Origin of the sequence: Brasilonema sp. UFV-L1 (assembly GCF_012912105.1) — a bacterium.
Lineage (GTDB): Bacteria > Cyanobacteriota > Cyanobacteriia > Cyanobacteriales > Nostocaceae > Brasilonema.
Map to the genome: position 1 here is coordinate 17,836 of NZ_QMEA01000073.1, position 21,276 is coordinate 39,111.

At 42.6% G+C, this 21,276-nt stretch carries 13 protein-coding genes, 1 pseudogene and 1 CRISPR repeat array; of the genes and pseudogenes, 5 read left to right on the forward strand and 9 right to left on the reverse strand.

Translation table 11 applies throughout. From position 1 onward, the window contains the following. Positions 1-136: 136 nt before the first annotated feature. The gene (locus DP117_RS20630) at positions 137-928 is read right to left on the reverse strand and encodes a PEP-CTERM sorting domain-containing protein (protein ID WP_169220127.1); all 792 of its coding nucleotides are present in this window, start codon (positions 926-928) and stop codon (positions 137-139) included. Positions 929-1,959: 1,031 nt separating this feature from the next. Between DP117_RS20630 and DP117_RS20635 the strand changes: the two genes are divergently transcribed. Continuing rightward, positions 1,960-3,210, forward strand: a complete 1,251-nt coding sequence (locus tag DP117_RS20635) for an RNA-guided endonuclease TnpB family protein (protein ID WP_169220128.1) — start codon at positions 1,960-1,962, stop codon at positions 3,208-3,210. 167 nt (positions 3,211-3,377) lie between these two features. On the opposite strand, the gene ftsY is transcribed toward DP117_RS20635, so the two are convergent. From ftsY to DP117_RS20670, 7 genes and pseudogenes are all read right to left on the reverse strand, one after another. Beyond that, a complete protein-coding gene (gene ftsY, locus DP117_RS20640; RefSeq protein WP_169220129.1) occupies positions 3,378-5,057 on the reverse strand; it encodes a signal recognition particle-docking protein FtsY in 1,680 nt (559 codons plus the stop codon). Positions 5,058-5,311: 254 nt separating this feature from the next. Beyond that, on the reverse strand, positions 5,312-5,962 hold the full coding sequence (gene nusB, locus DP117_RS20645) for a transcription antitermination factor NusB (RefSeq protein ID WP_169220130.1): 651 nt from the start codon (positions 5,960-5,962) through the stop codon (positions 5,312-5,314). Between the two features lie 169 nt (positions 5,963-6,131). Continuing rightward, a pseudogene (locus DP117_RS20650) lies at positions 6,132-6,906 on the reverse strand (DUF502 domain-containing protein). A gap of 455 nt (positions 6,907-7,361) precedes the next feature. Continuing rightward, positions 7,362-9,515: a CRISPR direct-repeat array (repeat unit 36 nt; unit sequence GTTTCCAACTAATCCGATTTCACCCAATCGGTAGGG). 570 nt (positions 9,516-10,085) lie between these two features. Next, complete coding sequence (locus DP117_RS20655; protein WP_169220132.1) at positions 10,086-11,567, reverse strand: NAD(P)/FAD-dependent oxidoreductase; 1,482 nt, start codon at positions 11,565-11,567, stop codon at positions 10,086-10,088. A gap of 104 nt (positions 11,568-11,671) precedes the next feature. Next, the gene (gene cobD / locus DP117_RS20660) at positions 11,672-12,832 is read right to left on the reverse strand and encodes a threonine-phosphate decarboxylase CobD (protein WP_169220133.1); all 1,161 of its coding nucleotides are present in this window, start codon (positions 12,830-12,832) and stop codon (positions 11,672-11,674) included. A gap of 26 nt (positions 12,833-12,858) precedes the next feature. Then, positions 12,859-13,143 carry an HU family DNA-binding protein gene (locus tag DP117_RS20665; protein ID WP_169220134.1) on the reverse strand — a complete coding sequence of 95 codons (285 nt, stop codon included), beginning with the start codon at positions 13,141-13,143 and terminating at the stop codon, positions 12,859-12,861. 330 nt (positions 13,144-13,473) lie between these two features. Next, on the reverse strand, positions 13,474-15,657 hold the full coding sequence (locus DP117_RS20670; protein ID WP_169220135.1) for a type IV pilus secretin family protein: 2,184 nt from the start codon (positions 15,655-15,657) through the stop codon (positions 13,474-13,476). 936 nt (positions 15,658-16,593) lie between these two features. Here DP117_RS20670 and DP117_RS20675 point away from each other — a divergent pair. Continuing rightward, positions 16,594-17,490, forward strand: coding sequence for an AraC family transcriptional regulator (locus DP117_RS20675; protein WP_169220136.1), 897 nt, complete (start codon positions 16,594-16,596; stop codon positions 17,488-17,490). A gap of 433 nt (positions 17,491-17,923) precedes the next feature. Beyond that, entirely contained in the window at positions 17,924-18,472 is a 549-nt protein-coding gene (gene dps / locus DP117_RS20680; protein WP_169220137.1) for a DNA starvation/stationary phase protection protein Dps, read from the forward strand. A gap of 238 nt (positions 18,473-18,710) precedes the next feature. Here dps and DP117_RS20685 read toward each other — a convergent pair whose 3' ends face one another. After that, on the reverse strand, positions 18,711-19,439 hold the full coding sequence (locus DP117_RS20685) for a DUF2993 domain-containing protein (protein ID WP_169220138.1): 729 nt from the start codon (positions 19,437-19,439) through the stop codon (positions 18,711-18,713). Positions 19,440-19,582: 143 nt separating this feature from the next. On the opposite strand from DP117_RS20685, the gene DP117_RS20690 reads away from it, so the two are divergent. Continuing rightward, positions 19,583-20,341, forward strand: coding sequence for a pseudouridine synthase (locus DP117_RS20690; RefSeq protein WP_169220139.1), 759 nt, complete (start codon positions 19,583-19,585; stop codon positions 20,339-20,341). Between the two features lie 35 nt (positions 20,342-20,376). After that, the gene (locus DP117_RS20695) at positions 20,377-21,186 is read left to right on the forward strand and encodes a RodZ domain-containing protein (protein WP_169220141.1); all 810 of its coding nucleotides are present in this window, start codon (positions 20,377-20,379) and stop codon (positions 21,184-21,186) included. Positions 21,187-21,276: the final 90 nt, after the last annotated feature.

Here is a 21,276-nt window from a genome sequence, read left to right on the forward strand (position 1 = left end):
GTCTGCACTTGCATTCCTAAAACCAATTTTGTGCAATAAAAATTTTGGGTTGGTAACATCAAATTCTGATTTTTTCGTTCATCCACTAACCTAGCTTTTTGTCAAAACTAATTTAGATGCGTTTGCCCTATACTTGTTATGGGACTCTGATTTGATTTTTGACAAAACTCCGTACATCTGAGCGCTTCAGCAGTGATAAAGTCCCTAAAAATCCTACACCTAACAAACCAACTATGGCAGTTGGTTCGGGAATACGTTGTGAGGTAGCTTGCAGAGAAAAGCTAAACACACTACCATTAAGAACCACACTGTTTCCATCATCAGAGACTATAACATCATGACTTGGGAATAATCCTGGTATTTGATTTGTAAATCCACCTAAACCAGATAAACTGTTAATTAAATTAGAATCTTGGGACTGAAGAAAAAAAACCAATTCAGGTTCAGAATTATTACCAAATGTGACATCATATCTCACTATATCGTCTGAATTAGTCTCAACATTAAAACCAGGTGGTGACTGAATAGATAGTAAGTCCTGAAGCCCTGCCAACTTTACCGGCTTGTTCTCAGAACCAATATAAAGATCCAAGACATTACCAGATGTAGGATCTGTACTAAGTTTAGTAACTTTCACATTTCCAGCGGGACAAACTGGAATACCACAAATCTCAGAATTTGTAAAAAAACCTCCCTCATCAATATTAAAGTTTTGAATAGCTCCAGGAAAATATCCCACACTATCATCTGAATTTTCATCTGCAACAGAAAAATTTAAATCAAAACTGAAAAGACTGGTGTTAATTGCACTACCAGAGTATTCGCCTATGCCAACTTCTTCTTCCGCAAACGCAGATTGTGGGGCTAAAGAAACTGCCATAGCCAATACAGCAGCGGCTGATATACTTTTTGTTATTTTGTTAATCATTGTTGAAAACCTCTCAAATTACTTCCAACACATTTGCAATTAATAACTAACTTGTTAAAGTCTGCACCTGTGTTTCCTAAAACCAGTCTCGTGGAATAGAAACCTCAAATTGGTAACTTCCATGAAGAAGGTTAATGACACGACTTGCAATGTTGTCACGAAAGAAAAATGACAAGTACTACCAATCAAACCTTTTAGATGTTTGATGATTGACGCTGAAGGTAATCTTTGCCATATGTAATACCAAGTTGCAATCACCAGAGCTAACGTGTCATAGTATTAGCCCTTCGCTTTGTGAGGAGCTGGGCGCTAATCCAGTCAAACAAAGTATCTGCGGAGATTCTTGCCTATGCCTATGGCACGCTAGGCAAATAAGCAGAATGACATATTAAAAAACAACTTGACATAAAGTGCCGAAAATAGGTGATTTAGATTTTTTTCTGACCACAATTTTCCAAGTCGTGTTAAATAATTCTGAGTTAAAGTATAGTCAACAGTATTTTTACTGTATTTTGTATTATTTCTTAATAAAAAATTGGTTTGGTGTCTAGCCCCTTTGGGGCGCTGCGCAAACGCTGAAGGTAGGGTATCTCGCAGAAAATACGATGAAGCGTAAGCGCAAAGCGCTTACCTAATTCCGAGAGAAGGCTCCCGCCATAATCTTTGATTTGGCGGCGAGGACGCCAGACGCCTACGGAGGGAGAACGCCAGGTGCTTCAACGGGGGGAACCCCCCGAAGCTTTGATCGGAGGAAACCTCCGCTCAAACAACTCTTGGCAACGCACTGGCTCCCCTCCTGCAGCGCTGGCTCATGAATCGAGGGTTGAAATCGCCACGTTCCTTGACCGATGCAAAGCGGGGGAATCGAATTTGCCGCAAAAAATTGGCAGCCTTTGTTTTGGTTATCTGTATCCCAAGACGAGTACTCGTTGTATTAAGGCTGCCAATTTTTCAGGACTAGGCTCCGTGGGGGAACAGTGGCGATTTCAGCAATCTCTGTGCTATAATTACGTCAGGAGTTGAACGTAAATATGCTGGTATTTGAGGCAAAGTTGGAAGGAACAAAAGAGCAATATGGAAAGCTTGATGAAGCTATCCGTACTGCTCGCTTTGTCCGTAACAGTTGCGTCAGATACTGGATGGATAATCGTAATATTGGCAGATACGAGTTGAGCGCCTATTGTGCCGTTCTTGCAAAAGAGTTTGAATGGGCAGATAACCTCAACTCTATGGCGAGACAGGCTAGCGCTGAAAGAGCGTGGTCTGCAATATCCCGTTTTTACGACAACTGCAAAAAGGCGAAGCCAGGAAAGAAAGGTTATCCGCGTTTCAAGAAAGAACAAACACATGGTTCTGTTGAGTACAAGACCAGTGGTTGGAAGCTTTCTAATGACAGACGGCATATCACTTTTTCTGACGGATTTGAAGCGGGAACCTTCAAGATGTGGGGAACCCGCGATTTGCACTTCTACCAGTTGAAGCAGATTAAGCGCGTCCGTGTTGTTCGTCGTGCAGATGGCTATTATTGCCAATTCTGTATTGACCAAGAACGATTGGAGAAACGAGAACCAACCGCCCATAATGTTGGTATTGACGTTGGCTTGAACCACTTCTACACCGACTCTGACGGCAACACGGTTGCAAATCCACGTCATCTGCGTAAAAGTGAGAAGTCGTTGAAACGCCTTTCTCGTCGTATGTCCAAGACCAAAAAAGGGTCTAAGAACAGAGCCAAGTTTAGAAATAAACTTGCACGCAAGCATCTTAAGGTAAGTAGGCAGCGTAAAGACTTTGCTGTAAAGACGGCAAGGTGCGTAGTCCAGTCTAACGACTTGGTAGCCTATGAGGACTTGAAGGTGCTTAATATGGTTCGCCAGCGCGTTGGGCGGGTTCCCCGACTTGAAGCGACCCGCGTTCCCGTAAGGGTGAGAAATCGGCATCTCGCTAAATCCATTTCTGATGCAGCGTGGACTCAGTTCCGCAGTTGGGTTGAATATTTTGGAAAAGTGTTTGGCGTAGTCACAGTCGCTGTACCACCTCACTACACCTCCCAAAACTGTTCCAACTGCGGGAAGGTCGTCAAGAAGTCTTTGAGTGTTAGGACGCATACTTGTTTGCATTGTGGGCATGTTCAGGACAGAGACCATAACGCTGCACGAAACATATTAGAAAAGGCACTACGTACGGCGGGTCACGTCGGAACTCACGCCTCTGGAGAGACTGACCAATACTTGGGTGTTAGCGAAGCGGGGCGTTTGCGCAGCGCCCCCGCACGGGGCTAGCCCGGAAACTCCTCTAAGCAAGTCAACTCGCGGAAAGAGGAAATCCAAGAAGTGATTCTTGGAATCCCCCACTGTATTCGGTACTCCGAATCAGTGGTGGGAGGATGTCAAGCTTCATTCAAAATGACAGACTTCACACTACGAACTTGTGCAATCCTTCACTCACGCTAACCGTTCAAAAGTGCTTCCACGAACTCGTAGCTAGAAAAAGGACGCAAGTCTTCAATTCCTTCTCCGGCACCAATAAAACGAATAGGTAAGCCTAACTGCTGCACAACAGCAAGAGCAACGCCTCCTTTAGCAGTACCATCAAGCTTAGTCAAAACAACACCACTCAGTTGTGCTGCTTGAGAAAAGATTTCAGCTTGTCGCAATCCATTTTGACCGAGAGTTGCATCCAAAACCAAAAGGGACTCCACTTTCGCATTGGGGGCTTTTTTATCAATGATGCGACGGATTTTACTGAGTTCGTCCATCAAATTTTTCTTATTTTGTAATCGTCCTGCGGTATCGACCAGAAGTAATTCTGTTCCTCGTGCTGTTGCAGCAGAGATAGCATCAAATACAACAGCTGCGGGATCGGCATTCTTAGCAGGATTGAAAATGACTTCCACGCCACTTCTTTGTCCCCAAACCCTGACTTGTTCTACAGCAGCAGCGCGGAAGGTATCTGCTGCACCAATCAAAGATTTGTAACCAGATTTCTGTGCGAGGTGGGCAATTTTACCGATGGTGGTTGTTTTACCAGCGCCATTTACCCCAGTAATTAACCAAACATTGAGAGTTTCTTTTTCTGGAACAAAGATCGTCTTGTTAGATTTTTTAACTGGTGCATCCAGCATATCTCGCAAGATACCTTTAAGGTAGGCGATCGCCTCTTCTGGTGGCAAAACTTCTTCGCGAAGTTTTTTCTGTAGAGTGCTGATGATATAATCTGTTGCCTCAACACCGACATCGGCTTGCAAAAGCAATGCCTCAATCTCCGTCACCGCTGCTTGGTTAAGTGGTCCTTGTCCGACAATTGCCTTGAGTTGATTGACGATGTTACGGCGGGTTTTGTCTAAACCTTGGCGCAGCTTTTTCAACCAAGTGATTTCTTCAAAAGAAATATCTTCTGCACGCCTACCTTGTGCAGCAAGAACTTCTGTTGACCACAAGAACCCCTCATCAAAGTCAAGTCCAGGAATTTCTTCTGTGACTTCTGGCGTAGTAGTGATTGCAGCTGCTGGTTGTGTGACTTCTGGTTCTGTCACTTCAATAGCGCTAGCAATCAATCTTTCCTGTTTTGCTTGCCGTTCTGCCGCTGCCCGTTCTAAAAAGGATAAAGTTTTAGTAGGTACTGTCGGTTGAGTGACTTCTTCTGTTGTCGAGAGTTCAGTGGTTTGTGCTGAAGCAACACTTTCTGTAGTCACACTTTCAACTTTCGGTTCTTCAGCTGGTTCAGAGGTAATTGCTGCGACTGCTGGCGCTGTACTGAGTTCCTCTGTTTCTTCCGGTTCTTCAGCAGCGGTTGAGGCTGCACTCACATCAGCTTCATCAGCTTCATCTGGTAGTTGTGGCGTTTCTGTCTGGACTGCTTCTGTTTCAGGTTTTTCTGTTGGTGCTTCGGCTATCACCTCAGTTGGTGGAGTTTCTACTGTTTCAGATTGTTGCCTTTGCTGAATATTTTTGTAGGCTGCTTTAGCGTAAGCCAGCAGATCAGTCGATACCTCAGGTGCAGTTTCTGAGGTTGATGTTTCGGCTGATTGGGGTTGAGGTTCTTTTGCAGCAGGAGTTTTTTCCTGCTTTTGTTCAGAGGGAGTACCAGAAGGCTCATTATGTTGACGGCGGAACCAATTAAAAACCATTGCAGCTAAGGTGTTATCAAACTATAAGTTTTTATCTATGATCTAAATGTAAAGTGTGAAGTACCCACAGATTCTGCTAACTAGTGCATGCTAAGAAATCACTAGTACGTCGCGGTCCAAATAAAGCTACCATTCCAAATCAACGAAAAGCTTATGATGTAAGCTTTTTGAATGTGTTAGCAGCGTGCCGCAGACAGCACATTTTGTTAGCGCAGCGGGACGCAGTCCATTTTGACTGACAAGGTGTGGAGAACTCAAGGAGTACTTGCTATCTTTCTTTGCTCCGTTACTCGGCGTAAAACACCATTAATAAATCGATGGCTGTCTTCTTCACTGTATCGTTTAGCGAGCTCTACAGCTTCATTGATTGCCACGCTATCGGGAACTTGAAGATATTTCATTTCTGCCACAGCAATTCGCAGTATATCTCGGTCAATGTGCGCAAGGCGAGTGACTTGCCAATCTACCAAGGCAGTGGAAATTTGCTCGTCTATAGTGCTTCGGTTTTCATTGACAGTCATGATAATCTCTTTTGCATACTCGCGGACTTCTCTATCTTGATTAGCCAGTTGAATGAGTTCAGGAAATTCAACAGCCGCAGCTAACTTATTAATTGCTGTTTGCGTGTACACAACTGCTTCTTTAAGCATTGTTCTTGCAGTATTCAAGTCAGTAGCGCGTGTTTGGCTAGTCAGAAGACGATCATGACTGCGTTGCAGTTCGCCTGCAGCATTATCTAAAGTATCTTGGACTTCGGATCGCAGAGTACGTACTGCTGCTAGCACCAATTTTGACACGAGTTGTTCTTGTGGTATTTTTTCTAATTTCTTTGGGTTAATTGGCAGTTGGCTGAGGCTTAAAAGAGCCAATTCACGAGCAATTTGACGAGGTTTACGCTCTTGCATAAAAGTGAGTGAGGGAGTGAGGGGACAAAACAATTCAAAATTCGCTGCCTACGGCACGCTACTAACACATTCAAAATTCGCTCATTCAAAAAAAACAATTTTGGATTTTGAACTCATCATTTTCTATTCCCCTGGAGGGGGTGACTAATGACTCATGACTAATGACTACTTAAGTTTCTTCAAAAGGAAGAATCTGCCGCTTTGCTTCCAAGGGTGGCATTTCTAGTTTTTGCTCTTTGGAGATAACGTAAGGAGGTAAGGAGTTGTTGGGAGCAACAATGCCACCAGAAACTATAATTTTAAAGGCATCTTCAATTGATAATGACACATTAAGAGCTTCTTCTTCTGGAACAACTGCATACCATCCAGTGGCAGGATTGGGAGTTGTTGGAATAAAAACGCTTAACACTGGCTGAGACATCTGAGCCTGGATATCGCTACTGATGTTACCGGTAACGAAGGCGATCGCCCACATTCCTCGCCGAGGATATTCTACTAAAACAACACGGCGAAACTTGCCGTTGCTGTCTTTTAAGAGAGTTTCTAATAGTTGCTTAAGAGTTTTGTAAACTTGTCCAGCTAAGGGAATTGCCTGCAACAGCCGTTCACCCACATCTAGCAACCACCGCCCTGCAATATTCCGAGCCATTAAGCCAATCACGAGTATACTCAGTAGTGGCACCATCAGTCCCACCAACAGATTCAGTAGATTGACTAAAATGGGATGCATTCCCTGAAATGGATTTAGTTGTTTGGGAATCTGGGTAAGAAAGTTGATGACCCAATTTGCAACTGTTATTGTAAGCCAAATGGTAGTTGCCAGGGGAATGACGACCAACAACCCAGCAATCAGGTCATTTTTGAGGTCCTGTTTCCAGCGATTGATTACCAAGCCCCTATTCTCCTTATTTTAGGCAAGTTGAACTTCTTTTATTGGTACCCATACTAATCAATTAGTCAAATGGCTAGGACAGTTTCGTGCAGTTTATAATAGTGGTTTTTGCTGCTCTTGCTTTTTACATGATGGGCAAAATGCCGTTCATCACTGTCCATCCAGACATATCGTTGAGCTTGTGCCGCATAAATCACGTTTTTTGCAGCAAACCTAGCGATTTCCTGACTTAATGCATATAGAAGCATAGCAAGCAGGGTAGCAGCTGGCTACTCTAAAACTTGTTACCTTTACTTTTAAGAATTGTAAATGATTCTTGTAAGTTCCTTAATATATTGCAATCACTACTAATACTACCGCGCTTTGACACTCCCCCGGCTAGAAGCACGAGGGATTCTAGACTGTTGCTGCTCCGAGGGCTATAAGCCCACCGCCAGATGCCTGCGGAGGGAGACCCGCCCGCAGCACTGGCTCATCTGGGCAGCGTCTACGATATGAATTAGAGCAAAAGTTTCCAACGAATCCGATTTCACCCAATCGGTAGGGTCGCAACCGTTGCAGTCACTCTGTTTGTTTCTTTAGGTTTCCAACTAATCCGATTTCACCCAATCGGTAGGGGTAAAGAACGATACTCTTTACATCATCCAACCACTAAAGTTTCCAACTAATCCGATTTCACCCAATCGGTAGGGCAACTAGCTGCTGCTTCTATAGTATTTGTTCTTGTTTCCAACTAATCCGATTTCACCCAATCGGTAGGGAAGAAAAAAACTTCTTCTCCTCAAAAACGTCAAAATGTTTCCAACTAATCCGATTTAACCTCATCGGTAGGGAGCTCTAAAGGTCAGCTTGAGCAAGTCGATAATGTTATCGAGTTTCCAACTAATCCGATTTCACCCAATCGGTAGGGATTACTAGGGTAACAATAGTAGGACATTCTATATCAATAGTTTCCAACTAATCCGATTTCACCCAATCGGTAGGGTTTGGAGTAAAATTTCACACCGAAATTAAACTGTGAAAGTTTCCAACTAATCCGATTTCACCCAATCGGTAGGGCGTATTTAGGGTATAAGCAAAATCCTGCATTTCAGGGTTTCCAACTAATCCGATTTCACCCAATCGGTAGGGCTGAACCAAAAACATTCCGCAAAAAGGAGTAACTCATGGGTTTCCAACTAATCCGATTTCACCCAATCGGTAGGGTAGATCTTGGGTTACATTATTTTGTTGCTCCTGAAAAGTTTCCAACTAATCCGATTTCACCCAATCGGTAGGGGCTGTCGTAGTTTCATCTCACCGCGCAGCTACATTAGTGTTTCCAACTAATCCGATTTCACCCAATCGGTAGGGGCTATCATTATTTCGGACTTCTCAGGAATTGTGAATAAATGTTTCCAACTAATCCGATTTCACCCAATCGGTAGGGTGAGCTCTTGCCGTTGAAGTATCAGATACGATGCAACAACGTTTCCAACTAATCCGATTTCACCCAATCGGTAGGGCAGTAGATGGTTCAATCTTAAGTGGAGTATATTATCAAGTTTCCAACTAATCCGATTTCACCCAATCGGTAGGGTAGAACCTGGAACTACTTCCCCACGCGTGGAAGAAAAGTTTCCAACTAATCCGATTTCACCCAATCGGTACGGCCTAGCTGCAGATTGCTACCAGAAGGACAAGAATGGTTTCCAACTAATCCGATTTCACCCAATCGGTAGGGAACCTAGCGAGGCTAAGACTCCTAAAGCTGGTGAAGAAAGTTTCCAACTAATCCGATTTCACCCAATCGGTAGGGGAGCAAAAATGTCAGCTAGTTGAGTACCTTCAAATTTGTTTCCAACTAATCCGATTTCACCCAATCGGTAGGGCTACTGGTATGACTCTTGAGGTTTTTCAGCTGCAGGTTTCCAACTAATCCGATTTCACCCAATCGGTAGGGATTCAAATGGAAGCGAGCAACACTACGGTGTGCAAGAGTTTCCAACTAATCCGATTTCACCCAATCGGTAGGGCTGACTTTAGAGGAAGCTAGAGAACTAGTTTACCTTGTTTCCAACTAATCCGATTTCACCCAATCGGTAGGGTTGGAGGTGCTGTTGGCTTGGGTTTTGGTTTAGATGTGGTTTCCAACTAATCCGATTTCACCCAATCGGTAGGGTTGGGATTTGTACTTGTAGCTACCTTTAACAGTGTTTCCAACTAATCCGATTTCACCCAATCGGTAGGGGGCAAGTTTTATTTGGTGTCAGCTGCCTTACGACGTTTCCAACTAATCCGATTTCACCCAATCGGTAGGGTTTAGGGTTCTCAGGCAATCTTTTGCCCAGGACTGTTTCCAACTAATCCGATTTCACCCAATCGGTAGGGGTAGCCTATATTCGTGAAGAGTATGGTCACCACTGGTCTAGTTTCCAACTAATCCGATTTCACCCAATCGGTAGGGAATACGGAAACCACCGGGGCTGAAGGTACTACTGACCGTTTCCAACTAATCCGATTTCACCCAATCGGTAGGGCTATGTCAGTACCACTTGCTTTCGCTCTTTTTTTGTTTCCAACTAATCCGATTTCACCCAATCGGTAGGGTCCTAGCCAAAGGCTAGAGGAGTTAAAAACCATATCGTTTCCAACTAATCCGATTTCACCCAATCGGTAGGGAGTTCGTCTAGCAGCCCTTACCCAGTAAAGGTTTTAGCCGCCAAATCGACACCACTCTCAAAAACATTATATATCTTGTGCAAAATTGAGCAACATACATACCTCAAACCCTTGCCCGACAAGTAATCGACACCACTCAACAAAAAATATAGGGTTTGGTGCGATTTGGCGAGTGGTGTCGATGCACCACTTGAAAAGCAATTTTGAGATTCCTCAAACCTGTATGACATAATACTTTGACCTTTTTTGAATTCAAAGTTAGCTGCCTGCGGCAGGCAGCGAATTTTGAATTTGTTAGCGTAGCGTGCCGTAGGCAGCGTTTGCGCAGCGCCCCCTTAGGGACTAGCGAGTGACGGTTCTTGGGGAGACTCACTACCAATATAACAATCTGCTCATCAGTTGTGAGATTCTCATTTCCTTCCTCTGTGTCCTGTGTTGTCCTGGTGCGGTTCATCTCTCACAAATCAAATACGACTGCTATATAGAAATTTCTGAAAATACAAGCTTTTTAGGGTAATCCAAAATCTAAAATTCTTAAACTACTTAAAAAAATAGATTAGCAATAAAAGTTCATAAATTCCAATTTCGTCGCCAGTGAAAAAAGCTTTCCAGAAAGTCTTGCCAAGCAGTATTGCTATTCAACTTTTGTTGTTTCCAATCTTGTACAATTTTCTCAAAAATCTCTGAAAAACTAGGACACAAAGGAGCTAAATGACCTAAGCCATTGATTTTAATTGTTTGGGCGATCGCCAAAGCAATGACATTAATCAACTCTATTGCTTGTCCCCCTAAAACTGAAGCTCCTAAAATTTCACCATTGCGTAGGACAATCAGTTTACAGATACCCGTAGTTTCGTCTTGGATTTGTGCGGCACAAAGTGTTTTAAAAAACTGCTGTAAAACGATAACTTCATCAGGACTGTATTGGCTTTTGGCTTGCGCTTCTGTTAAACCGACTTGAGCAAACATGGGGTTTGTAAATACTGCCCAAGGAATATGCCGATAATTAACTTTCAATTTAGGGAAAAAGAGCGCATTTTGCAAAGCTATTCTTGCTTCGTAATTAGCAATATTAGCGAATTCAAAGCCACCAATGACATCACCACAAGCCCAGATACGGGAATTTGTCGTTTGTAGTTTGTCATTTACGAGTAAACGATGCTGATTCCATTTAACATCTACCGCTGCCAAATTTAAGGATTCAATATTTGGCTGTTGTGCCATTGCAACGACAATTTCATCTGTTTCAATTGCCTTATCTCCTACTTGAAGCCATTTTTTATCGTCTATTTTTCTGACTTGAGTGATTGATGTTTGGATGAAGACGTGTACACCTTCTGCTTCTAAGACACTACAAAGTAGTTGGGCTATTTCTGAATCTATATTAGGAAGAAGATGGCGACGTTCCACAACCAACGTGACATCATAACCGCACCGCGCTAGAGTTTGGGCTAATTCTATACTTTGGGGCACACCACCAAGAATCACCCATTGTTTTGGAGGTGTAGAACTGCTTAAGACTTGCCATATCTGAGGTATGGTGATAAAGCCAGTTCTTTGTAATCCTTCAATTTCTGGAATGAGCGGACGAGAACCCATTGCAAGCAAATAAGTGCGTGCGCGTAGTACGCGAGCATCTACAGCAAATGACAAATGGGGTGATGATTGAAATTGACCATGACTGACGATGACATCCACTCCTTGAGCCGCGAGAATGGCAAGTGAATCCTGTTCTTGGAGATTGGAAACAATGCTGTGAGCATACAGCATTGCTTCAGGAGTTTTTACGGATAGATCGCATTTTTCTGAAGTCTCAACACATGAAGTAAAAAGCCCAAGTCCTTGTGCATGATTTAGTTGCTTGCTCAAATGAGTAGTGTGGTTGAGAACGTGGTGATAAATAAAATCATAAGGTGCGTTAACAAAGTTAGACGCACCGTTTGTGATTGGTTCTACTAAGGCAACTTTGGCTTTTAGTTTAGAAGCACTAAGGGCAGCGTAGCGTCCTGCTAAACTGCCACCAATAATCACGACATCGTAGTCAATAGTCACGTTATTTGTCCTTGGTTTTTTGTCAATTGTCCTACGCTAACCCGAAGCTGTATGCCTGCGATACAGTTATAGGTTCTATGTCATTTGTCCTTCGTCCTTGATGACTAGTGACTAGTAACTAATGACAATGATATTGCTTCTAGTAAACGTTGGTTATCTGACAAAGAGCGTACAGCTATCCGAAAATATCTGTCGCCAAGTTCAGGAAAACTCAGACAATCACGAATGAAAATCTGGTGATGCTTGAGTAATTTTTGCTGCAACTCTAAACTCGATTGCTGTGATTCAACGAGTAAAAAATTAGCAGCACCTCGCAAGGGTTGTAATCCGGGTTTAGAGGCTAAACCATCGAAGAGTTGGTTTCGTGCTGGTGGTAGCCATGCCCAAGTCTGCTCCTGAAACTCTTTGTCCTGGAGGACAGCGACGGCTGCTGCTGCTGCCAGGGTATTTACGGGCCAAGGATCGCGCCACGACTGCCAGCATCGCAAACGATCAGGATGGGCGATCGCATATCCTAGTCGCAAACCAGGCAAACTGTAGAACTTGGTTAGCGATCGCAAAATGACTAAGTTTGGATATTCCTGCACGACTTGTATCAGGCTTTGTTCCTCCTCTGGGGGCAGAAAATCCATGAAAGCTTCATCCACCACCACCAAAGCAAATTCTTTGAGGTATGGCAGAATGGCTTCTCGTGAAAATAACGCTCCCGTTGGGTTGTGGGGGTTATTCAGTAATAGTCCTTTGTCCTTTGTGGGACCAATCCTGTGGGCGTAAGCGTGTTCCAAAGGGACATAGGGGGATTTCTTCCCTCCATAGGAAATTGGCATATTCGTGAGAGTGTTTTGTCTTTTGTCAAAAACCATTGACAAATCACTCATGACTAATGACAAGGAAAACTCCAGTACCTTAGCATGATATGCCGTCAGCGCCCTGTAATAGTCGCCAAAGGCTGGAGTTGTCAGAACTGTTGCGGCTAACTGTGCTAATTCCCGACCTGCCAGAGAAAGTAATTCTGCTGAACCGTTACCTGGCAAAATCCATTCAGGGGGTAGTTGATGAAAGTGACTGAGAGCAAGTCTCAGTTCACAATAATCAGGGTCTGGATAATGCTTGAGATGACCCAATTGGGACTCAATTGCCGCGATCGCACTTTTTGGCGGTCCCAAAGGGCTAATGCTTGCAGAAAAATCCAAAATAGCACTTGGGGGACAGCCAGCTAGTGCTGCTGCCCAGGCAAGATTTCCCCCGTGTGCTGGTTGCCGCATAGAAAAAGAGTGACCTAGAAGAGAACCTAAGATTTTGGGGGTGCAACCCTTTCTCTGAAGAGTTTTCCAGCAGAGAAGGCAGGAACCTTTGTTGCTGGAATTTCCATTTTCTCATTGGTTTTGGGATTACGACCTTCACGGGCTTTACGTTCCCGTGACTCAAATGATCCAAATCCGACCAATGTGACTTTATCGCCAGAGGAAACTGCTTCGATAATGGTTTCCAAAGCCGCAGTTAAGACGGCATCTGCTTGCTTTTTGGTAACACTTGCTTTTTCAGATACTGCATCAACTAATTCACCTTTATTCATGTCAAACTCCTTGAGGTTTACTTGAGATTGTGTATAGATGCTCCCTAGATGCATCCTTACTGAAATCTCTGTTCAGAGATTTACAAAAGTCGTCTGTAATGAGTATTTATGCTCAAAAAGGCTGTAATTCCTGTAGAATCGACTTTTCAATGAATCATTCTAAAGTGTCCTAGCCAGAAGTGAACAGATGAAACCATTAATTTATATAGATTTCAGGATTTTTTGTGAAAATTGGGCAATTGTTTCACTAAAAACCATCTCTTTACTAGGGAAAAATACTTAGTGAAAGCTTCTGTTCCCCACCTCCCCACCTCCCCATTTCCGATCAACTTAACGCTTCGGCACCTGTAAACCACCACCACGTTCTAGTATTTGCCGCACCTCAGAGCTAGGGGTGTAATTGTACCCAAAAGAGGAGCGCTCTGAATCATCTAGAATCTGAGGCGTTAGCAACACAATCACTTCATTACGCTGGTTAGTTTTATCTGTTCTTCTAAATAGCGAACCAAGAAGCGGAATATCACCCAAGATAGGAATCTTCGTTACGCTTACGCGGTCAGAGTCTTGAATAATACCACTCAGAATTAAAGTTTGACCATCTCGTAAGCGAATCAAACCAGACTGAAGTGAGCGTTCTGACACTAAAATAATTTTTCCATTTCCTCTCTCTTCTTCACTTGCAGGTGCGCGGACAGAGGGAGCAACTGATAAAGAGACAAAGCCGTTATCGTCAATCCGCTCAATTTTCATATTTAGGGTTAAACCGACTTTTTGTTTATCAATTATTTTTTCTGTTCTAGAGCCACTTAGAGTATCGGTTGTCTTTTCTGTGATGTTTCCTACAACTTCTTGAGTTAAGTTCACCTGCGCTTGTTGACCTTCTTGAACAATTAAAGTTGGATCAGTCAAAATTTTGGCGTTACCATTTGTTACCTGAGCTTGCAAACTAACAAGCAAACGTCTAGGAAACTTAAGCAGATTGCCTTGTAGAGGGTTTGGGATTGTTGGAGAGCTGGACACACTTTCCCTGACTTCCAAATTACGAGCTGGTCTAGAACCACCAAAATTTAGAATCGCAGCACCACCATCATTAGTAAAAAAATTGTTGCCAATACCAAAGGAGAAGCTAGTGTTAAAGTTCTTTGTGTTCTGTAAATTAACATCAATAATTTTGACGTTAACAACAACTTGCCGACGGCGGATATCAAGCTGAGTCAGTTGAGATGTCGCCGTTTCAACCTGCTTGGGAGAACCTATTAAAGTAACGGAATTGGTGCGCTCGTCTCCTAATGCTTGTAAACCTCGAAGTATGGGCGTTAAGTATTTGGAGTCCTCAAGACTTAAGCGTTCAATTTTAGTTTCTGTTGTTGTCTGACTTTGTGTGATCGGGTTGACAGTATTGCTACCCACAGGTACAGCAGTCACATTAGTCACTTGCCTTTCGCGACTGACTGCACTTTCTGCTCCGAAAGCAACCAAAAAGTTGAGTGCTGTGCCCACGGTTACTTGATTGAGTCGCACACTACGTATAATCACATCACGGATGGCATTGGGCAGTTTGGCTCCCACAAAAATTGTCCGTCCTTTGCGGTTCGCTTCCAAACCACTCAGGCGCAAGACATAGTTAAAAACGTCTTGAACTGACTCGTTTTGTATATCCAACGAGATTGTGGAACTGTCACCCCCAGTAGTATTTTGCTGTTCTTGAGAAGCTTGTTCTGGTGTTTGTTTTCCTGTGTAAGCCAGGTTAAGACCTGCTGCACGAGCAAGCAGTAACAAAACCTCGCGTACTGGGGCTTCTCGCAACACTAGGCGAGACACTCGTTCTTGAGTTCCTAGGTCAATGTTACTAGCAGAAGCATCAATATTTGAAATAGCAATATCACCAACTGGTGGTGCAATCGCTTTTGACAAAATAGGCGGAGTTTGGTTTGTTGACGTGCTTGGTTCTGCTGCTTGTGTAGGTGTGCTGTCAATGCTAATTTGTGTCTTTGGAAGGAAAACGTCTGGCTTTTGACTTGTTTGAGATGAGTCAGAAATAGGGGGCGCAGTTTGTATTGGTACTGCTTGCGGTGTAGTCGCCCTCACTTGTGTTTCCTTTGTTAGGCTAAAGCCAAGAACTATTTTGTTTTGCTGTTGCACCACAGGTTGATTGTTGAGACTGCTGTTGGTTCCAATGACTATCACCTGAATACTATCAGTATCAAGTTGATGAATTGTCACTGAGGCAATTCCTGGAGCAGGATTATCTTGGTGGAAACGATTTCCTTTCGGTAAACGTAATTGAGTGTTAGTAATACTTGTGACTAAAATGTTACTTTTTTTTGTCGTAAAAATTTGTGGGCGCGAACCTGAAGCAGTTTCCAATATGACGTTAATCCCACGATCAACTAGACTTAGCTGCACTCCAGTAATTTGAGTAGTCTGTTGCGCCCATGTTGGTTGAGCCGCTAAAACAACCATTGCAGCGGCATTTAATACAAAACTACTAGCACTAGCGTGAAGCTGTTTCACAGTATATTCCTCGCAATTGGAAAAGCTAACAAGATAACCTCTCAGAACTTTTCAGTCGTGTGCTTTGTCATTGAAGCGATTTGCTGGTTTTGGCTTCTTGGCTCCTGCCTTAGCTGACCGACAATTAAGAGAAGTACGTTGCTATATTTCCCTGAAATTTACCAAAACTAACGGTTTTGCAGAATTCACAATCCTGCTCCTCAAGGTTGACTTGAAGGAATTATTTTTAATGATTTCTTCCTTGTGCTTCTTGTATTTTTGTGTATATTGTCCCACTTCAACTTGTCAATTTGTCCATTCAAAGTTAACAGAGTTGTAGTCGCAGACTTGCTTTCCACTTTCAGCCAGAGCAAAATAATCTAAAATTTGTTACTTAACAAATTTTGAGTATAAATAATGATGAATCATAAAGCAGAGACTTTACTCTTATTCATCATTTTCCATGTCTACTTTCTTTGTAAAGATATTTATATTTTGATTAGTATCTATAATATTTTCTTTAACTTATTGTTAATACTTTATGGTAAAAGTAAAAGTAATTGCTACTAAAAGCAACAAGATCTTTCGGTATCTAACCTTGGGCTAAATTCCTTAGCAACGGAAATCATTGCCGTTATCTCGCCTTTAGGAAAAAACGGTTGCAATTTTGTTTGTCAGCTCTGATGCATTAAAATTGCGAATTTTCTAGTTATAAGTCAGTAGTCGTTTGTCATGACAGACGACTACTGACAGTCTCAACGAAAATGTATGCAAGATATACGCGCACAATCGCTGCTCAAAATTGTGTTTCTATGTAAGCGTTACTTCTACAAGTAAGGCTTACTCAGTGATCGTCGCCCAGGAAGTTAGGTTTACCGACATCAAGCCACTACAAGCCATAACCAACAGGTTTTTGGCTGGATTAAGGGTAAATGCCTAGCAGACGAGGTGAAATCAATGTTACAAGAAAAAGCTTTAGCCATTGATGTGACTAGAGTAGAAGCTCGCAAGCCTGTACTTCCTAGAAAACCTCTTCTATCTAGCCATGACGCTGGATGGGAGAACCTGTATCTGGAGTATCACCTTCAACCAGAGTATGAAAGCCCCGAACATTACGCGTCACATTACACACTTGCGATTCGTCTGCGCAGTCAGTCAAGGCTGGAGCGATGGTTAGGCGATCGCCACAAAAGTGAGAACTGCATGCCAGGTGATGTGGTGGTCATTCCTCCTCAAGTCACCCACAAGGTATGTTCTTCTCAAAAGTCGGAATTTATAGCTTTATGCTTACCTTCTGAGTTTGTGTCAAATGTTGCGGGTGAGTCAATCAATCAAGATGCTTTGGGTATAATACCACACTTTTCCAAACCTGACCCATTAATTTATCAAATTGGGCTTGCTCTGAAGACAGCATTGGAATCAGATGGAGCGGCTAGTCGCCTTTACGCTGAATCAATGGCAACAGCGCTATCAGCTCACCTGTTACAGCATTACTCTGCACCAAAGCGTGTGCTTTGCGAATATCAAGGAGGATTGCCGAAATACAAGTTACAGCGAGTCATTGAATTTATTATCGACAATTTGGCAGATAATTTACTGCTTGGAGCTATGGCACAAGAAGTCAGCATGAGTCAGTACCATTTTGCTCGTCTGTTCAAGCAGTCTACAGGACTTGCTCCCTACCAATATGTCATGCAAACCCGGATTGAACGTGCCAAGATACTACTTTTACAAAGTCAACTAAAAATTTCTGAGGTGGCTTCACAGGTTGGTTTTGCTGATCAAAGTCAATTCACACGTCACTTCAAACGGATATTGGGAGTCACACCCAAAGAAATTCGTACAAGAAAATAGCAAAAATGTTACAAAAGAGCAAGAATCCTCTAGACAACAGGAATCAGGGTTTCATATACCTTTAAATAAAAACCAATGTCCCTATTAATTTCGGCTAGTGGTGTTCGATCCAGCAAACTCTCTTAATACCTCCCCTTGGAAATACACAACTCATTTCTTCTTGCCGCTCAAATTCAGCAAGATTGTTCAGTTAAGAACTCTTGCGGTAAAGGAAGCTGGGGATAATATCCTCCCTTTTACCCAGCATTTCTTCTTGTGGCGCACAGAAGTTGTCTTGCTAAGTTCAAGGGGTAAGGATAAATCGAATTAGAGTTATGAGTATTGCAGTGATGAGTATTGCGGTGCATCTCCAAACAGACGTTTGCAAAAAAGTGCTTGCTGGGCGTTCTACCACTACGTCCTTTTCTTATCTGTGTAAATTTAAGGAGAGCGTATGAGCGATAATTGCAAGCCTCCCTATACTCGCCCTGAGACTAATCGTCATAGTACAACCTTAGAAGTTCAAGCGCAACTGATTGATATTCTCAATCAAACGCTTGCAACGACTGTTGATCTAAAAACTCAGGTCAAGCAGGCGTGTTGGAATGTGAAAAGCATCAACATTCATCCTTTACAGGAACTGTTTCATGAAATTGCCATGGAACTGGAGATGTACATTGATTTACTTGCCCAGAGAGTCACAACTCTTGGTGGCTTAGCCAGAGGAACAGCTCGGGCTGCTGTCAAAAATTCAGTCTTACCTGAATATCCCTTTCATATTACAGAACGTCAAGAACACTTAGCATCCCTAGCAGAGCGTCTATCCATCTATGGCTCTCTGCTGTGGGAGAATATTGACCGCACTGCTATTTTAGGGGATGCAGAAACAGCGTACTTGTACGCAGAAATTTCTCGGGTGATAGACAAGCGTTTGTGGTTCTTAGACGAACAGCTAATGACCTCACGCTTTGATGAAAATCATCCTACAGCTTGTCATATGTAAGAGCTGACTAAACTATCATAAAAAATCTCCTGTGTTCTACTGAGTACAGAATTGCACAACTTCGTAACGATTGTTGGCTAAGGTGTGGTTTATTAACCACAAACCACAGTGTTATGAAACGGGGAAAGACTGTACTCAGATTCACCAAAAAGTTTTGTGGCTAATTTGTCGCTAAAATTTTTTGGCTAAATTTATAATCATAAAAATTTAACTGATTTACTTTTTTGATTTTTCATGATCACGGGTTGACGTTAATTCTTCCGCGACATAACAACTTTCCACAAGATACGGTTAGTTCTTGAATATCAACATCCGGTCCCAGATTGAAATAAAGTTCTTTGTGGCTATCTTCAAGTAAGGTTCCCGTATGAGTTTTTACTTGGATTGATGAGAGTTGCAACTCCTGTGTGCTCAGTAAATCAGGAGTCATACTAATATTTAAATGAGTGGGCTTGCTTTCGTCTGCTAATTCGTCTGCTAAAACTGCGAAAAGTGTTGCTTGACTTTGGTCGAGATTAATTTTTTTCCAAGCTATTGACTTGAACTTGAGGTACTCTTTTGGTAAAAGTTCAACCAGAACGTCATGTAGAGCAGTTGATAATAAAGCAGATGAAATTGAGGAATTGAGATCCTCCTCTGATTGAATGAGTTCGCCAACTACTGGTACTTTTTCTAACAGTTGTAGTGGTTGTCCTTTAAGTACTGCTCCAATGTTAATACGAATATTTTCTGCTACTAGTTGAATTTGTGTAATATGGAGACCTTGATAAACAGGATGAGTGCCAAAAACAGATATCCAAGGGATGCAACCAGAGAGAATTTGGCGATCGCTGGCTCTGATTTCTACGTCCAATTGAGAGACTTGGCTGACTTGGGTTTTCAACCACAGCTTTAGTGCTGCTGTCAGCACGTTTGTGATAATACCTGTCTTGTGTGATTTTTTTGAATTTAAATGGGACTCTTGCATCTAACCGGTTTGCTTATGGTTATCCAAATTAACAACTACCAAGAACATTTACGGGATATTACTGTAGCATTTATTGCGAATAATGACAGAATGTAAACATAATTATTTGCCTATTATTCTGAGCAATCATCAGTAATTTCCACATGCAGGCACGGTTACAAAAAATTCTATCTCAATGGGGTATAGCCTCACGTCGTGAAGCTGAAGAAATGATTAAGCAGTCACGCGTGCTTATCAATGGTGAATTGGCACGTTTGGGTCAAAAGGCTGATCCTCAAACAGATACTATCACGGTTGATGGAAAGCAAGTGTCTATTGTACAGCGCCCGAAGCTGATTTATCTGTTACTGCACAAACCAGTTGGAGTGGTGACTACTTGTGAAGACCCTCAAGGAAGACCTACAGTATTAGACTTACTACCTAAACAAATAAGTTCCGGTCAAGGTATTCACCCAGTGGGTCGTTTAGATATAGACTCTACAGGAGCATTGATACTTACCAACGATGGAGAACTCACTTTTGGTTTAACCCATCCCAGTCATAGTATCCCTAAAACGTATCGTGTTTTGGTCAAAGGACATCCTTCACAAGAAGTACTACAGATATGGCGTCAGGGTGTGGTTTTGGAGGGGAGAAAAACACAACCAACACAAGTGCAAGTCATAGAAAAGCTTGCTTCTTCTTGCTGTTTAGAAATTATTTTAAAGGAGGGGAGAAATCGTCAGATTCGCCGTATCGCCCAACAATTGGGATACCCAGTCATTGAACTACATCGCACTGCTATAGGTTCTATTCAATTACAAACGCCAGGAAAAGGCTACTTGGCTAAAGGTGAGTATCGTCATCTAGAGGAATTTGAAATTCGTTTTTTAAAAAAAGCAATTGCAGCAGTTTCCTATTAATGATTCAGTGGGGTTAAGGAGTGTATCACAATATGATCACGTGGCTAAGAAGGAAAGACAAGCATGAGTCAATACCTTCATTCGAGCAACAAAGAACCGAAGTTATAGCCTCTATGGGTGCTCAACTCAGGACGTTACGCTTGGAACAGGATTTATCGCTAGAGAAAGTGGCAATTTTGACCAAAATTTCCCCACGACTCTTACAGGCGATAGAAGAAGGTGATTTAACGGAACTGCCAGAGCCAGTTTACACTCAGGGTTTGATACGGCAATTTGCTGACGCAATAGGGTTAAATGGTACAGAATTTTCCCGCACCTTTCCCACACAGATGAACAGCGTAAGCCAAAAGTCAGGCGGGAAAATGAAATCAACAAGTCAATTACGCCCTACTCATCTTTATGTGCTGTACGTGTTTTTAATTTTTTGCTCTGTTTGTGGCTTGTCTGAATTACTGAACACAGCGACATTAAAAGCAAGTCATAGCCAAGATAACCAGAAAGCACAAAAAGAGCCTATCGAACCACAAGTTACTCAAAATCAAAATGCACAACTTGTCCAAGCTGTCAACAAATTACCTGACACCACTATAGAACCACAGCAGGTACAAATTGTTGTAACTTTGAAAGAAAAATCTTGGATGAAAGTAGTAGCCGATGGGAAAGTCCAGTACGAGGGTGAACTCCCACAAGGAACGCAACGCACTTGGATCGCTCAAGGACAACTGACTGTCAGAGCAGGTAATGCTGGTGGCGTTTTGGTAAGCGTCAACAAGCAACAAGCCAAGCAATTAGGAAAACCGGGGACAGTCAAAGAAGTGACGATCGCAGCTAATACTAGATCCTGAGGAGAGCAGAAAAGATGGGGAAGTAGGGGAAGATAGGAGAGAAAAACAGTGAATGTACATTAATTTTACTCCCCCCCACTCCCTCCACTC